The organism is Citrobacter sp. Cb004 (assembly GCF_030337065.1).
GTDB classification, from domain to species: domain Bacteria; phylum Pseudomonadota; class Gammaproteobacteria; order Enterobacterales; family Enterobacteriaceae; genus Citrobacter; species Citrobacter braakii.
The window spans coordinates 14,199-29,171 of sequence record NZ_JAOWCH010000056.1; the positions used below are offsets into that span (position 1 = coordinate 14,199).

14 protein-coding genes are annotated in these 14,973 nt (G+C 54.4%); 5 read left to right on the forward strand and 9 right to left on the reverse strand.

The window, feature by feature from the left end; all coding sequences use genetic code 11:
• The first annotated feature begins 48 nt into the window (after nt 1-48).
• Both norV and norW read left to right on the forward strand, forming a co-directional pair.
• On the forward strand, nt 49-1,497 hold the full coding sequence (gene norV / locus OGV65_RS11245; RefSeq protein WP_053389531.1) for an anaerobic nitric oxide reductase flavorubredoxin: 1,449 nt from the start codon (nt 49-51) through the stop codon (nt 1,495-1,497).
• A complete protein-coding gene (gene norW, locus OGV65_RS11250; protein ID WP_286454958.1) occupies nt 1,494-2,627 on the forward strand; it encodes an NADH:flavorubredoxin reductase NorW in 1,134 nt (377 codons plus the stop codon). Before norV ends, norW begins: the two co-directional genes overlap by 4 nt.
• 111 nt (nt 2,628-2,738) lie before the next feature.
• Here the strand turns inward: norW and hypF are convergent, their stop codons facing one another.
• The 3 genes from hypF to OGV65_RS11265 form a co-directional block, all read right to left on the reverse strand.
• Nucleotides 2,739-4,979 carry a carbamoyltransferase HypF gene (gene hypF / locus OGV65_RS11255; RefSeq protein ID WP_286454959.1) on the reverse strand — a complete coding sequence of 747 codons (2,241 nt, stop codon included), beginning with the start codon at nt 4,977-4,979 and terminating at the stop codon, nt 2,739-2,741.
• Between the two features lie 94 nt (nt 4,980-5,073).
• A complete protein-coding gene (hydN, locus tag OGV65_RS11260; protein WP_003037366.1) occupies nt 5,074-5,619 on the reverse strand; it encodes an electron transport protein HydN in 546 nt (181 codons plus the stop codon).
• 145 nt (nt 5,620-5,764) lie between these two features.
• On the reverse strand, nt 5,765-6,778 hold the full coding sequence (locus OGV65_RS11265; RefSeq protein ID WP_103766755.1) for a LacI family DNA-binding transcriptional regulator: 1,014 nt from the start codon (nt 6,776-6,778) through the stop codon (nt 5,765-5,767).
• 264 nt (nt 6,779-7,042) lie between these two features.
• Here OGV65_RS11265 and ascF point away from each other — a divergent pair, with 264 nt between their 5' ends.
• Nucleotides 7,043-8,497 (forward strand): PTS cellobiose/arbutin/salicin transporter subunit IIBC, encoded by a 1,455-nt coding sequence (ascF, locus tag OGV65_RS11270; protein WP_049268536.1) that lies wholly within the window; start codon nt 7,043-7,045, stop codon nt 8,495-8,497.
• Nucleotides 8,498-8,519: 22 nt separating this feature from the next.
• Nucleotides 8,520-9,944, forward strand: coding sequence for a 6-phospho-beta-glucosidase (locus OGV65_RS11275; RefSeq protein ID WP_286454960.1), 1,425 nt, complete (start codon nt 8,520-8,522; stop codon nt 9,942-9,944).
• A 76-nt stretch (nt 9,945-10,020) separates the two neighbouring features.
• Here OGV65_RS11275 and OGV65_RS11280 read toward each other — a convergent pair whose 3' ends face one another.
• Entirely contained in the window at nt 10,021-10,485 is a 465-nt protein-coding gene (locus OGV65_RS11280) for an OB-fold putative lipoprotein (protein ID WP_286454961.1), read from the reverse strand.
• A 272-nt stretch (nt 10,486-10,757) separates the two neighbouring features.
• Between OGV65_RS11280 and OGV65_RS11285 the strand changes: the two genes are divergently transcribed.
• Nucleotides 10,758-10,997 carry a SymE family type I addiction module toxin gene (locus OGV65_RS11285; protein WP_016154182.1) on the forward strand — a complete coding sequence of 80 codons (240 nt, stop codon included), beginning with the start codon at nt 10,758-10,760 and terminating at the stop codon, nt 10,995-10,997.
• Between the two features lie 74 nt (nt 10,998-11,071).
• Here the strand turns inward: OGV65_RS11285 and hycI are convergent, their stop codons facing one another.
• The 5 genes from hycI to hycE are packed head-to-tail and all read right to left on the reverse strand — an operon-like array spanning nt 11,072 to nt 14,970.
• The gene (gene hycI / locus OGV65_RS11290) at nt 11,072-11,542 is read right to left on the reverse strand and encodes a hydrogenase maturation peptidase HycI (RefSeq protein ID WP_016154183.1); all 471 of its coding nucleotides are present in this window, start codon (nt 11,540-11,542) and stop codon (nt 11,072-11,074) included.
• Nucleotides 11,535-11,945, reverse strand: coding sequence for a formate hydrogenlyase maturation HycH family protein (locus OGV65_RS11295; protein WP_003037385.1), 411 nt, complete (start codon nt 11,943-11,945; stop codon nt 11,535-11,537). Before OGV65_RS11295 ends, hycI begins: the two co-directional genes overlap by 8 nt.
• Nucleotides 11,942-12,709: a formate hydrogenlyase subunit HycG gene (hycG, locus tag OGV65_RS11300; RefSeq protein WP_003037388.1), complete on the reverse strand. Its 768-nt coding sequence runs from the start codon at nt 12,707-12,709 to the stop codon at nt 11,942-11,944. Before hycG ends, OGV65_RS11295 begins: the two co-directional genes overlap by 4 nt.
• Nucleotides 12,709-13,251 (reverse strand): formate hydrogenlyase subunit HycF, encoded by a 543-nt coding sequence (gene hycF, locus OGV65_RS11305; protein ID WP_016154185.1) that lies wholly within the window; start codon nt 13,249-13,251, stop codon nt 12,709-12,711. The genes hycG and hycF overlap by 1 nt, the downstream gene beginning before the upstream one ends.
• Before the next feature lie 9 nt (nt 13,252-13,260).
• The gene (gene hycE / locus OGV65_RS11310; protein ID WP_016154186.1) at nt 13,261-14,970 is read right to left on the reverse strand and encodes a formate hydrogenlyase subunit HycE; all 1,710 of its coding nucleotides are present in this window, start codon (nt 14,968-14,970) and stop codon (nt 13,261-13,263) included.
• Nucleotides 14,971-14,973: the final 3 nt, after the last annotated feature.

Consider the following 14,973-nt stretch of genomic DNA (forward strand, 5'->3'; position numbering starts at 1 on the left):
GCAAAACATCTTTTTTAGAAAAACGCTGAATTAATTACTGAGGTTGCTATGTCTATTCTGGTTAAAAATAACATTCATTGGGTTGGCCAACGTGACTGGGAAGTTCGTGATTTCCACGGGACTGAATATAAAACGCTGCGCGGTAGCAGCTACAACAGCTATCTCATCCGTGAAGAAAAAAATGTCCTGATCGATACAGTAGACCACAAGTTTAGCCGTGAATTCGTGCAGAACCTGCGCAGTGAAATTGACCTGGCAGATATCGACTACATCATCATTAACCACGCGGAAGAGGACCATGCCGGTGCGCTGACTGAACTGATGTCCTGCATCCCGGATACGCCAATTTACTGCACAGCCAACGCTATTGACTCTATCAACGGGCACCACCACCACCCGGAGTGGAACTTCAACGTGGTGAAAACCGGCGACTCGCTGGACATTGGCAACGGTAAGCAGCTGATCTTCGTTGAAACGCCGATGCTGCACTGGCCTGACAGCATGATGACCTACATGACCGGCGATGCGGTGCTGTTCAGTAACGACGCCTTCGGCCAGCACTACTGTGATGAACGTCTGTTTAACGACGAAGTTGACCAGACCGAACTGTTCGAACAGTGCCAGCGTTACTACGCCAACATCCTGACGCCGTTCAGCCGTCTGGTTACACCGAAAATCACTGAGATTCTCGGCTTCAACCTGCCGGTGGATATGATTGCCACTTCCCACGGCGTGGTATGGCGCGACAACCCGACACAAATCGTTGAAATGTATCTGAAATGGGCGGCTGACTATCAGGAAGACCGTATCACCATTTTCTACGACACCATGTCCAACAACACCCGCATGATGGCGGACGCCATTGCCCAGGGCATCAACGAAGTTGACCCGAACGTGGCGGTGAAAATCTTTAACGTCGCCCGTAGCGACAAAAACGAAGTCCTGACTAACGTCTTCCGCTCTAAAGGCGTGCTGGTTGGTACTTCAACGATGAACAACGTAATGATGCCAAAAATCGCCGGTCTGGTAGAAGAGATGACCGGCCTGCGTTTTCGTAACAAACGCGCCAGCGCCTTTGGTTCACACGGCTGGAGCGGCGGTGCGGTAGACCGTTTGTCCACACGCTTGCAGGATGCCGGTTTCGAGATGTCGCTGAGTCTGAAAGCGAAATGGCGTCCGGATCTGGACGCGCTGGAACTGTGTCGCCAGCATGGCCGTGAAATCGCACGTCAGTGGGCGCTTGCTCCGCTGCCGGAAACAATCGTCAAAACGGCAACCAAAGAGGAAGAGTGCGCCTGTGCCGCGGCGGTTGCCGCTGATCTTGGTCCAAGCATGCAGTGCAGCGTATGCCAGTGGATTTACGACCCGGCAAAAGGTGAACCGCTGCAGGATGTCGCGCCGGGAACACCGTGGAGCGACGTGCCGGATAACTTCCTGTGCCCGGAATGTTCATTAGGTAAAGACGTCTTTGACGTACTGGCAACGGAGGCAAAATGAGCCGCGGAATTGTCATTATTGGTTCAGGCTTCGCCGCCCGCCAGTTAGTCAAAAATATCCGTAAGCAGGATGCAAATGTCCCGCTGACCCTGGTTGCTGCAGACAGTATGGATGAGTACAACAAGCCCGATCTCAGCCATGTTATTAGTCAGTCGCAACGTGCAGACGACCTCACCCGCCAGTCGGCGGGGGAGTTTGCCGAACAGTTTAATTTGCGCCTCTTTCCGCACACCTGGGTAACCGACATCGATGCCGATGCTCACGTAGTGAAAAGCCAGGAGCAACAGTGGCCATACGACAAACTGGTGCTGGCGACGGGAGCGTCGGCGTTCGTACCGCCGATTACCGGACGTGAGTTAATGCTCACATTGAACAGCCAACAAGAGTATCGCGCCTGTGAAACACAACTGCGTGACGCCCAACGGGTGCTGATTGTCGGCGGCGGCTTGATTGGTAGCGAACTGGCGATGGATTTTTGTCGTGCTGGTAAAGCGGTGACGCTTATCGACAACGCCGCCAGCATTCTGGCTTCGCTGATGCCGCCAGAAGTAAGCAGTCGCTTACAGCATCGTCTGACCGATATGGGCGTACACCTGCTGCTGAAATCGCAGCTTCAGGGGCTGGAGAAAACGGAGTCGGGGATTCGCGCCACGCTCGATCGTAGCCGCAGCGTAGAAGTCGATGCGGTGATCGCCGCTACGGGTCTGCGCCCTGAAACCGCGCTGGCGCGTCGCGCCGGATTGAACATCAATCGCGGCGTCTGCGTCGACAGCTACCTGCAAACCAGCCACCCGGACATTTATGCTCTCGGCGACTGTGCAGAAATTAACGGTCAGGTACTCCCGTTCCTGCAACCGATTCAGTTGAGCGCCATGTATCTGGCGAAAAACCTGCTCGGCGGCAATGCACCATTGAAGTTGCCTGCCATGCTGGTAAAAGTCAAAACGCCGGAATTACCCTTGCATCTGGCTGGGGATACCCAGAGCCGCGATCTGAACTGGCATATTGCCGCCGAAGCGCAAGGGATGGTGGCCAGAGGGATGAACGACGCAGGCCAGCTATGTGCCTTTGTCGTCAGCGAAGACCGCATGAAAGAGGCCTTTGCGCTGCTGAAAACGCTGCCCGTGTAAGTACAGGATACCGTTGCTTGATTTATTAACCTCACGCACATGGATGTGCGTTGCCACTTGTCGGTATGCCCCGACCTGTAGTTCTTGCCCCGCCAGTCCCGGGGCTTTTTTTTATTTTTGCGCCAACGCCCGCGCCGCGGCAATCACGCCCTGCCCCAACGACAACCCGCCGTCGCCCGCCGGTAAACGCTGCGGGAACAGTAAGGTAAAATCATGCAGATAAAACGCCAGCCGGGCTGACAATAAGCGGTTATGCATCACACCTCCGCTGAATACCAGCGTCTTAATCCCCCGCTCTTCGGCCTGCAAACGCATCAGGGTAGCAAACCCACGCGCCAGCGCGTCGTGAAACGCCCACGCTCTTTCGGCAGGTTTGGCCTGCCAGGTCAGCCATTGCTGCCAAAAAACCGCTAAGTCCAGCTGATTGCCATCAAGCGGCACCGTGACAGGGTGCTCAACGCCAGCACATTGCGATGCCATCGCCTCCAGCGCGCAGGCCGCCTCACCTTCATAACTCAGCGATTCCGGCGCACATTGAAGCGCGGCGGCAACGGCATCAAACAGCCGTCCGCACGATGACGCCAGCGGTGCGTTAATCTCCCGCTCAATGGCGCGCGCCAGCACGTTCCAGTTTTGATGTTGCAGCACCGATGTTTCCGGGTAGCGCTGCCAGTCAGGAACAAAACGCAGGCACTGCGCGAGCAAATTGCGCCACGGCTGTTTTGCCGCCAGATCGCCCCCCGCCAGCGCTACCGCTGGCAAGCCGCCAAGGTGTTCGCATTCACGATAGTTGACCCGCAAACACTCTCCCCCCCACAGCGCGCCGTTTTCCCCCATGCCGATACCGTCTAACGTCAGGGCAATCACGTCACCACCGTCGAGCGACCAGCCGTGCTCGGCCAGACACGCAGCGGCATGCGCATGGTGATGCAGCACCGTTTCGGTTGGCAGATTCATTTCGCTGGCCCACTGGCTGGAAACATAACCAGGGTGTGCATCATGCACGATACGCTGCGGCGTAAAGTCATAAATGTTTTGGATCAGGCGCAGCGCATCACGCCACTGCTGCTGAATGCCGTCATCGCTGAGATCGCCCAAATGCTGGCTGATAACCGCCTGTTCACCACGCACCAGGCAGAAGGTATTTTTCAGATCTGCGCCCAGGCAAAGCATCGGCGGCACGTCGTGAAATCCTGGCGGCAGCGCCACCGCATCCGGCACGTAACCCCGTGAACGACGCAGCATCTCCCCACTGTCGCGTACCACAGAGTCATCCATCCGCTGCACAATTTCGCGGTTATGCAGCAGGAAACCATCGGCAATTTCGTGTAAATCTTCCAGCGCCTGCGCGTTGGTAATAGCGGGCGGTCTGCCGCTGAGATTGCCGGAGGTCATTACCAACGGACAATTCATCTCTTGTAAGAGCAAATGCTGCAACGGATTCGCTGGCAGCATGACGCCCACTTCCGTTAACCCTGGCGCAATGCCCTCGCTCAATGCTGCGATATAGCGTTTCTGCACCAACACGATCGGCGCGGCTGGGGTTGTCAGCAAACGACGAGCGGGTTCAGGCAGTCCGTCATCACCGGGCAGCATCACTGCCAGAGGTTTTGCCGGACGGTGTTTGCGCAGCCTGAGCAGCGCTACGGCGTCATCATTTCGTGCATCGCACACCAGATGAAACCCACCAATCCCTTTAACGGCCACAATACCGCCCGCTTTCAGGCGCGATACTGCCGCCTGCAACGCCTCTTCTTTCTCCGCCCGCTCACCCGCGCTAAACCATTCGAGGTGGGGACCGCATGCCGGACAGGCAACGGGCTGGGCATGGAAGCGACGGTCGTACGGATCACGATACTCTTTATCGCATTGCGCACAGAGTGGGAATGACGCCATCACGGTAAACGGGCGATCGTAGGGCATGGCGCGGATAATCGTAAAGCGCGGGCCACAGTGGGTGCAGTTGATAAAGGGATAACGATAGCGGCGTTCACCGGGGGTATTCATTTCAACCAGACATTCTGGACAGGTCGCGGCATCCGGAACGATTTGCGTATTCATCGTTCCGCCAGCACTTTGCCGAATCGAGAAATCGGCAGGCGGCTGCGTCCAGGCGAACGGTTCGCTCTCAACGCTGTCAATGCGCGCTAGCGGCGGGCAGTGTTGATGCAATTGCGCAATAAACTCTGCCGGATCTTCCTGTATACGCACAACCACACCGTCACCGTCGTTACACACATCGCCATGTAGCTGTAACCGCTGCGCCAGTTGCCAGACGTAGGGGCGAAATCCGACGCCCTGTACCTTACCGCGAATACGCAGCTGTACGCCGGAGTGGTTGTTTATTGTCATGATGAATTCCCGCGGTATTGTATCCCTGAAATGTCCGTTTGCCGGATGGCGGCTTCGCCTTATCCGGCACGTATTTTACGCGGATTTTCAGATATCAGAACAGCAAAGATGCAGTGGAATCCAGCGCCGCGCGACGGCGTTTTTCAGCGCTCAGTTGCTCAAGCTTATTGCGATCCACATAAATCAGCGCGTGAGTCGGGCAGACTTCCATACAGGCAGGACCGGCCTCACGATGGTGGCACAGGTCGCACTTATTGGCTTCGGCTTTTTCTGCCCGGACGTTCAGACCTGCCCCGCTGTTACGAACAACCGGACGCACGACTACTTCCATTGCGCCATAAGGGCAAGCCACAACGCAGGTTTTACACCCAATGCAGCGCTCCTGCATCACGTGAACAAAGCCTTTATCACGGCTGATTGCACCGTTCGGGCAGACGTTAGCGCACGGCGCGTCTTCACACTGGCGGCACAGCGTCGCCGTGGAGACATTAACGCCTTTGATGACGTGAATGCGGGGTAAAAAGGTTTCAGGGGTCAGCGATGCGCAGTCCTGGTTATCCTGATGGGATACCACGCAGGCCACTTCACAGGTACGGCAACCAATGCATTTATTGGCGTCTGCAATGATGAAACGGTTCATCAATTTCTCCAGCAATGACAGATTATCTGCCGAAGCATTCATAAATCGTGCCAGAATTTAATTGACTGTTATTAAAGGTTTTTTATTTTGATGAATGCAGAGAAGCCGTGTCATCGTCACTAGTGACGATGACAAATGACAGCCGTCAGCGCAAAACGAGCGGCGCAACAGAGTCGCGTTGAATGAGTTCACCGGTGAAGGTTTTTGGCGGGGTAAACGCCCCGTCATCCAGCATAAAGATCAGGCGGCCTATCGTTTCCTGAATCATTTCCGTTACCGGGATTTTGACGCTGGAAAGCGCCGGAATAGTGTATGGCGCGATAGCGATATCATCGAAGCCAATCACCGACACCTGAGCAGGGACGCGCACGCCATGCGCGTGCAACTGCTTCATCGCACCGATCGCCATATCATCATTGCTGGCCACCAGCGCGGTAAAATTGACCTTATGCGAAAGCAAAGTATCGACTCCCGCCGCGCCGCAGGCTGGCGTCCATTTCCCTTTAACAATCAAATCATTATTAAGCGGAATGCCATGATGTGCCAGCGCGTCTTTATAGCCTGAAAGTCGCTCCACGCCGGTTGGCGAATCCATCGAGCCAGTAATAAAACCAATCTCTTTGTGCCCGGCGGCAATGAGCTGAGTAACGGCGTTAAAACTGGTTTGCTTTTGATCGCACCACACGCAGTGGCTGGTATTTTTCCGCAGCCGCCGATTAAGCACCATAATCGGCTGGGCGTGGGCGTCAATGATATCGTCTATCTCATCCACGCTAAGAAAACGCGGATAGATCATAATCGCGTCACAGCGCAGGTCGAGCAGGTACTGGATCGCCTGACGCTCTTCCTCTGCGCTGTGCTTACCGTCAGCCAGCAACAACTGGCGTCCCTTATCTTCCGCCATCCGCGCGGTATGAAACAGCAGTTCGCTGAAATAGACGCCGTGATAAAGGGTGTTAGTTACCACCAGACCCAGCGTCTGCGTGGTTTTCGCTGCCAGACTGCGTGCCAGCAAGTTAGGGCGGTAACCACTCTCTTCAATGGCCTGAAACACGCGGTCTTTGGTTTCCTGGCTGACATAGCCATTCCCGGAAAGCACCCGGGAAACCGTCGCTTTTGACACCCCGGCACGCTTCGCCACCTCCAGCATCGTGGTCATATTACTCATCCCTTTTCTCTCAATGTGACGCAGTGTACTGCACCGTTTCGCCGCTGTCCTTGCTGCTAAATTGCAAACGCTGACATCTGGTGATCGGAGTCACAATTATAAAAAATGATCAAAATTAAAACTTGCCCATTGTGTGTAATTTAAACATGATTTTGTGGAACCGGTTTCCTATCTGCGATTCATCAACCCAGAAAAGTGACCAACGTGAACGGATAAAACATAACGTACTCTACTGATAAAACAGGATTAAATCCGATGTCCAAAAATTATGCAGCGCTGGCGCGCTCGGTTGTGACGGCTCTGGGAGGCGTGGACAACATCACAGCAGTGACCCACTGTATGACCCGTTTGCGTTTCGTTATCAAAGATGACTCGCAGGTCGACAGCACGACGCTGAAGACGCTCCCTGGCGTGCTCGGCGTGGTGCGCAGCGATAACCAGTGCCAGGTGATCATCGGCAACACCGTTTCGCAGGCGTATCGCGAGGTAGTCAGCCTGTTACCTGCCAATATGCAACCTGCAGAGCCGCAAACCAAACCTCGGCTGACGCTGAAGCGGATTGGCGCGGGGATCCTCGACGCGCTGATCGGCACAATGTCCCCGTTGATCCCGGCTATTATCGGCGGATCAATGCTCAAGCTGCTGGCAATGATCCTCGAAATGACCGGCGTGCTGGTGAAAGGATCGTCCACGCTCACTATTCTGACCGTAATCGGCGACGGCGCCTTCTTCTTCCTGCCACTGATGGTCGCCGCCTCAGCAGCCATAAAATTCAAAACTAACATGTCGCTGGCAATCGCCATCGCAGGCGTACTGGTGCATCCCAGCTTCATCGAACTGATGGCGAAGGCCGCGCAGGGTGAGCACGTTGAGTTTGCCCTGATCCCGGTGACGGCGGTGAAATACACCTACACGGTGATCCCGGCGCTGGTCATGACCTGGTGTCTGTCCTACATCGAACGCTGGGTCGATCGCATCACTCCGGCGGTAACCAAAAACTTCCTTAAACCGATGCTAATCGTGCTGATCGCCGCCCCACTCGCCATCGTCATCATTGGCCCGATCGGCATCTGGATCGGTAGTGCAATTTCTGCGTTGGTTTATACCATTCACGGCTATCTCGGCTGGCTGTCGGTGGCCATTATGGGCGCATTGTGGCCGCTGCTGGTGATGACCGGTATGCACCGCGTCTTCACGCCAACCATTATTCAGACCATTGCCGAAACCGGAAAAGAAGGCATGGTGATGCCGTCGGAAATCGGCGCCAATTTGTCGCTGGGCGGTTCATCGCTGGCAGTGGCATGGAAAACCAAAAACCCGGAACTGCGTCAGACGGCGTTAGCGGCAGCCGCCTCGGCCATCATGGCAGGCATTTCCGAACCCGCGCTGTATGGCGTGGCGATCCGCCTGAAACGCCCACTGATTGCGAGTCTTATCAGCGGCTTTATCTGCGGTGCCGTTGCCGGAATGGCCGGACTGGCGAGCCACTCCATGGCGGCTCCAGGCTTGTTCACCAGCGTACAGTTTTTCGATCCAGCCAATCCGATGACCATCGTTTGGGTGTTTGGCGTGATGGCGCTGGCGGTCGTGCTTTCCTTTGTATTAACACTGCTCCTCGGCTTTGAAGATATTCCTGTCGAAGATGCAGCCGCGCAGGCCAGAAGCAACCAGGCCGCGCAACCAGGCAATATCAATAGAGCCAGCATTTGACTGGTATGAACTGAGGTTAACTATGTCTGTTTTTCCGCAAGGATTTTTATGGGGCGGCGCACTGGCCGCCAACCAGTCTGAAGGGGCATACCGGGAAGGCGGCAAAGGGCTGACCACCGTCGATATGATCCCCCACGGCACAAACCGCATGGCCGTCAAACTGGGTCAGGAAAAACGCTTTACGTTGCGGGATGACGAATTTTATCCCAGCCATCAGGCAATCGACTTTTATCATCGCTATAAAGAAGATATCGCGCTGATGGCGGAAATGGGGTTTACGGTTTTTCGTACTTCCATTGCCTGGAGCCGTCTCTACCCCAACGGCGACGAGCTGACGCCTAATGAAGAGGGTATCGCGTTTTACCGGGCCGTGTTTGCCGAGTGTAAAAAATACGGTATTGAGCCGTTAGTTACGCTGTGTCACTTCGATGTGCCGATGCATCTGGTCAGCGAGTATGGCTCCTGGCGTAACCGCAAAATGGTGGAGTTCTTTACCCGCTACGCCCGTACCTGCTTCGAGGCCTTTGACGGTCTGGTGAAGTACTGGCTAACGTTCAACGAAATCAACATTATGCTGCACAGCCCTTTTTCTGGCGCCGGACTGGTGTTTGAAGAAGGTGAGAATCAGGATCAGGTGAAATATCAGTCCGCCCACCACGAACTGATTGCCAGCGCCCTGGCAACTAAAATTGCCCATGAAATTAATCCGCAAAACCAGGTCGGCTGTATGCTGGCGGGCGGTAATTTTTATCCTTATTCCTGTAAACCGGAAGATGTGTGGACCGCACTGGAAAAAGACCGCGAAAACCTGTTCTTTATTGATGTGCAGGCGCGCGGGGCTTACCCCGCTTACTCTGCCCGTGTGTTTCGCGAAAAAGGCGTGGTGATAGAAAAAGCGGCGGGAGATGACGATATCCTGAAAAACACCGTCGATTTCGTCTCGTTTAGTTATTACGCATCGCGCTGCGCCTCCGCTGAAATGAATACTGGCAATACCAGCGCCGCTAACGTGGTGAAGTCGCTGCGTAATCCGTACATTGCCGCCAGCGAATGGGGCTGGGGCATCGACCCACTCGGTCTGCGCATCACCATGAATATGATGTATGACCGCTACCAGAAGCCGTTGTTTCTGGTGGAAAACGGGCTGGGGGCGAAAGATGAGATCGATGCTAACGGCGAAATCAATGACGACTATCGCATTAGCTATTTACGCGAGCACATTCGCGCCATGGCAGATGCTATTGAAGATGGCGTGCCGCTGCTGGGCTACACCACCTGGGGCTGTATCGATCTGGTTTCAGCCTCAACCGGTGAGATGAGCAAACGCTACGGTTTTGTGTATGTGGACCGCGATGACGCGGGCAACGGCACGTTAGCGCGTAAACGCAAAAAATCGTTCCGGTGGTATAAGAAAGTGATTGCGAGCAACGGGACCGATCTGGAATAACAATATTGCCGGATGACGCCACCATCCGGCAACACGTATTATTCAGAATATATATACCCGCTGTCTGTTATCATTTTTATTGTACAACTTTAGGATTTTGCAGCAGCGGCAAAGGCGCTTCGCCCAACGCGTGGACCTGACCAATAATTGTCGCGCTCCGGCCAATCTGTAATGACTCAACATTCGTACTATTATGGGAGCCAAACTGGAACTGAATCACGTTGTTCGTTTTATTATTTTCGTCTTTCAGGCTGACAAGATAAGAATAAGCATTGGAAATACCATTAATCTTACGAATATCAATGACCACGCCCCGCAGCTTCACCCATTCACCAAGATAGTCCTTATTGGCTTTAACAGGATTTAAGGTATAGGGCGCGATAAAATCAGCGACGGACAAGGTTGGCATTGACGCAGCTGATGACTCCCCCGGTTGAAATAATCGGTCTCCCGCAGAGAAGAACGCGTCAGCCGCCGTCTCGCACCCGCTAAGAAGAGAGGAAATAATAATTAAATTTACCAAACGAATACTTGAACGCATAAATAACTCCTGTATATTAATTTCCCATACATTCAAATTCTAAATAATTCGAGTATATAACCTCCCTGAACAACGCCGAAATATAATATAACTCCCGTATTAGTAAAAGAAGAGAATATTCTCCCCCCAGCTATTATCAACTTCTCATCTTTTTCATTATTTGCATTCTATTTTATGGATCTGCCTTCCAGTTTCGGGTTTGCCCTCCCGCCTTTTTACTGGCATTTTATTCAGTAGTTTTCCATCGTTTTATTCGTAACAAGGGAGTGTTTATGTCTGGTAAAAATGGTAATGCCGAAGCGGTTATCAACAAGCCATTACGTCATTTTAAAGTCAGCTATGTCAGAGTACGGCATGAAGATCGCAAGACCGGTTTTACACGACGTATAAGCCGCCATGCTTCACTCACGATGAACGGAGACTGGCTGGAACAGGCGGGGTTCCCAACGGGCACGTCGGTAAAAGTATCGGTTACGCAGGGGAAATTAATTATTGAACAAGCAGGTGAATAGTCTGTTTCGAGGGTGTCGACGTTATCCGGATGGTGGTAATGCGACACACCATCCGGTATTCAGTGCCCTCAGGCTCAGGCTTCCGGTGCCTCTAATTCAGCAAATCCACCGTGTCCTTCCCACCCGGCTAATCGCTGATAGACGGTATCTACCGCATCTTTGATCGGCTGTGTCATCGGGTAGTAAAAACCGACAATATCCGGCTGAATGCCAAGGAAAATCACCTCGCCAACGTCGTCTTTCAGCTGATCGACCAGGTAGTTCAGCGGCATGTTGTGGGTGGTCATCATGAACATCTCGGCAATATCATCAGGATCGATAATGCGGATTTCACCAGGATTTAGCCCCATATCGGTGGCATCCACAATCAACAGACGCTGCGGACGCAACTCACGGATGGCGACGATGTCGTTTTCCGGCGCGCTACCGCCGTCGATGACAACCCATTGACCTTGAGGATTTGCAGCACACATTTCGGCCAACAGCGGCCCCGCGCCGTCATCGCCCATCATGCTGTTACCCACACATAATAAAACGTCAGTCACGATGTCTCCTCACCATCAGATAGATGGCGCTTTCCTGGTGGATATCGTGAAGCATGCTAAGCATCAGCTTGCTCCACTCCTGCTGCTGCGGGGTCTGCACGGCACGCGCATCATCGAACGCGCGCGCCAGCATCTGCACATGGTTGAAGTCGATGACGATCTCGCCGTACTTCGGCACGCCTTCCATTTTCCGGCGGGCTTCACTGCCTTCGGCAAGCGTGGCAATCCACGCCAGATATTCATCCCACGGACAGGTTAACGCCGCTTCCAGGCAATCGATGATCCCAAGGTGGTGACCAATCGCCAGGCTGTAATAGACAACCTGCTGCGCCTCAGCGGGCGTTGCATCGTTCTCATCAATAAACTTACGGCTCAGTTGACTGAACACCACCGTTTCACTCATCGGATACGCGCCTCTTCGACAACATGATTAAGATGCGTGACGATCTCGGTCAGACGCGGATCGTTTTCCGCTTCCAGCCAGCGCGCCACCTGATGCTCGCCCTGCCCTAACTGTGTCATATAGTCATCAGCAATCTGGCGACCGTAGCGGTAGCCCGCCAGACGGCGGGCTTCACGATCCACCTTCACGCGCAGCGGCTGAACCATATCCGGATGCAGAATTTCAGCCGGTTGTTCGTCCAGTTCACCTGGCGCACGCGCGTGAATTTTTTGTTCCAGCAGACCCAGCGCCATTGCAAAACCGTAAAGCGTAGCCGCAGGCGTTGGCGGACAGCCAGGAATATACACATCCACCGGTACGATTTTATCCGTGCCGCCCCATACGCAGTATAAGTCGTGGAAGATACCGCCGCTGTTACCGCAGGCACCGTAAGAGATACAAATTTTCGGATCTGGCGCAGACTGCCAGGCGCGCAGCGCCGGAGAGCGCATGGCACGCGTTACCGCGCCGGTAAACAGCAGGATATCCGCATGGCGCGGTGATGGTACAACTTTGATACCAAAACGTTCGGCATCAAACAGCGGAGAAAGCGTAGCGAAGATTTCGATTTCACAACCGTTGCAGCCGCCGCAGTCCACACGGTAAACGTACGCTGAACGCTTGATGCTTTTAAGCAGCGACGCTTTCATGCTGGCAATGGATTCATCCACCGTCATCGGTACCGGAATACCGTTGGCGTCACGTGGGCCTAATAAATTGCTCATCAGCTGGCCTCTTTCATATGGCGAGTCAGTTCAATACGGTCAGACGGCACCAGGCATTTCTGGCGCTTACAATCCGGGCAGGTCTCAAAGCTTTCACGGTGGTTTTCCGCACGGCTGTCACCGTTGTGCTTAAGCAGCGCAATGGCGTAATCGATCTCTTTTTGTACCGCAAACGGGCGGTTACATACGCGACAATTACACAGCGCAAAGCGGGACTGCTGCAGGAAATCCTCTTTCTTCCACACCGCCAGTTCATACTCCTGCGACAGCTTGATTGCCGCAGTCGGGCAGACTTCTTCGCAGCGGGCGCAGAAGATGCAACGGCCGAGGTTGAACTGCCACGCCAGCTCATGGGTGACCAGATCGGTTTCTACCGTCAGCGCGTTCGACGGGCACGCATTCACACAGGCCGCACAGCCAATGCACTGCTGCGGATTGTGTTCCGGTTTGCCACGGAAGTTTTTATCGACCGCAATCGGCTCCAGCGGATACGACGATGTCGGCGCCCCGGTTTTGATGACTTTTTTGATAAAGGTAAACATGGCGATTCCTTATTTCAGCGGCGAGTTTTTACGCTCGATGCTGTAGCGCTCAAGTTCTTTGTACGGCACGACTTTGCTCTTCTTCTTACGCACATCGACCACGGTCATACGGTCGGTACAGGAGTAGCAAGGATCGAGGCTACCGATAATCAGCGGGGCATCGGAAACGGTGTTGCCACGCAGCATGTAGCGCAGCGTCGGCCAGTTGGCGTAAGTCGCCGCGCGACAGCGCCAGCGATACAGTTTCTGGTTGTCGCCAGTCATACTCCAGTGGATGTCATCCCCGCGCGGCGCTTCAGCAAAGCCCAGCGCAAAGCGGTGTGGAATGTAGGTAAAACCTTCCACAGCCAGCGGGCCGCCTGGCAGGTTGTCCAGACCAAAGTCGATCATATTCAGTGCGGTGTAGACTTCATTGATACGGACTTTCAGACGAGAAATAACGTCGCAACCCTGCTCACTGTGAACTTCCATCGGCAGCAGACCATAGCCCACAAACGGGTGATCGGCGCGGGTGTCACGCGCATGGCCGCTGGCGCGTACCATCGGGCCGACGTTACTGAAATCACGGGCAATTTCCGGATCAAGACGACCAATACCTACGGTACGCTGTTCCATGTTCGGCGTGCTGAGCAGCATATCGACCAGTTCCTGCACGTCACGACGCATCTGCTGCGCCAGTTGACGGGTCTGGATCATATCCTCTTTCAGCAGATCACGACGAATACCGCCGATCAGGTTCAGACCGTAAGTTTTACGTGCCCCGGTGAGGATCTCCGCCATCTTCATGGAGGTTTCACGCACGCGGAAGAACTGCATAAAGCCGGAGTCAAAACCGGTAAAGTGACAGGCCAGGCCGAGGTTCAGCAGGTGCGAGTGCAGGCGTTCAACTTCCAGCAGAATGGCGCGGATCATCTGCGCACGTTCCGGCACGACGATGCCCATCGCGTTCTCGACGGAGGTGGTATAGGCGGTGCTGTGCGCAAAGCCGCAAATGCCGCACACGCGGTCGGACAAGAAGGTCACTTCGTTGTAACCCATGCGGGTTTCCGCCAGCTTCTCCATGCCGCGGTGGACATAGAACAGACGGTAGTCGGCGTCGATGATGTTCTCGCCGTCAACAAACAGACGGAAGTGACCGGGTTCATCAGAGGTGACGTGCAATGGGCCAATCGGCACCACGTTGTTTTTCTTGTCGCCCAGTTCGTTGATGAACTCGTAGGTTTCAGCATCGGTAGTCGGCGCGGGGCGCTGGCGATAATCCATGCTGTCTTTACGCAGCGGGTAGAGTTCGTCCGGCCAGTCATCCGGCAGTACCAGACGACGCTCATCGGGCAAACCAACCGGGATCAAACCGTACATATCGCGCACTTCGCGCTCGCCCCAGACCGCAGCAGGCACGCGCGGCGTGACGGACGGGAACTCCAGCTTATTAGCATCGACTTCAACGCGCACGGTAATCCAGCACTTGGTACCCTGCTCCATCGACAGCACGTAGTACACGGCATAATGACCACACAGCTGACGTTCGTCGTTACCAAACAGCACGGACAACCAGCCGCCCTGTTTGTAGTACAGGAACTCCACCACTTCCGGCAGGTAGTTCACCTTGACGGTGATCGTCAGCTGATCTTTGGTCTGCCAGGCTTCATCCAGCACGACGCCCGGGAAGGCCTGGTGCAGCGCCGCGAGATATTGTTGACCTAATTTTTCTTCAGACATGCT

What these genes read in the sequence shown, in the direction of transcription:
- norV (WP_053389531.1), top strand. Translation starts at nt 49, where the DNA reads ATGTCTATTCTGGTTAAAAATAACATTCATTGGGTTGGCCAACGTGAC.
- norW (WP_286454958.1), top strand. Translation starts at nt 1,494, where the DNA reads ATGAGCCGCGGAATTGTCATTATTGGTTCAGGCTTCGCCGCCCGCCAG.
- hypF (WP_286454959.1), bottom strand. Translation starts at nt 4,979, where the DNA reads ATGACAATAAACAACCACTCCGGCGTACAGCTGCGTATTCGCGGTAAG.
- hydN (WP_003037366.1), bottom strand. Translation starts at nt 5,619, where the DNA reads ATGAACCGTTTCATCATTGCAGACGCCAATAAATGCATTGGTTGCCGT.
- OGV65_RS11265 (WP_103766755.1), bottom strand. Translation starts at nt 6,778, where the DNA reads ATGACCACGATGCTGGAGGTGGCGAAGCGTGCCGGGGTGTCAAAAGCG.
- ascF (WP_049268536.1), top strand. Translation starts at nt 7,043, where the DNA reads ATGTCCAAAAATTATGCAGCGCTGGCGCGCTCGGTTGTGACGGCTCTG.
- OGV65_RS11275 (WP_286454960.1), top strand. Translation starts at nt 8,520, where the DNA reads ATGTCTGTTTTTCCGCAAGGATTTTTATGGGGCGGCGCACTGGCCGCC.
- OGV65_RS11280 (WP_286454961.1), bottom strand. Translation starts at nt 10,485, where the DNA reads ATGCGTTCAAGTATTCGTTTGGTAAATTTAATTATTATTTCCTCTCTT.
- OGV65_RS11285 (WP_016154182.1), top strand. Translation starts at nt 10,758, where the DNA reads ATGTCTGGTAAAAATGGTAATGCCGAAGCGGTTATCAACAAGCCATTA.
- OGV65_RS11295 (WP_003037385.1), bottom strand. Translation starts at nt 11,945, where the DNA reads ATGAGTGAAACGGTGGTGTTCAGTCAACTGAGCCGTAAGTTTATTGAT.
- hycG (WP_003037388.1), bottom strand. Translation starts at nt 12,709, where the DNA reads ATGAGCAATTTATTAGGCCCACGTGACGCCAACGGTATTCCGGTACCG.
- hycF (WP_016154185.1), bottom strand. Translation starts at nt 13,251, where the DNA reads ATGTTTACCTTTATCAAAAAAGTCATCAAAACCGGGGCGCCGACATCG.
- hycE (WP_016154186.1), bottom strand. Translation starts at nt 14,970, where the DNA reads ATGTCTGAAGAAAAATTAGGTCAACAATATCTCGCGGCGCTGCACCAG.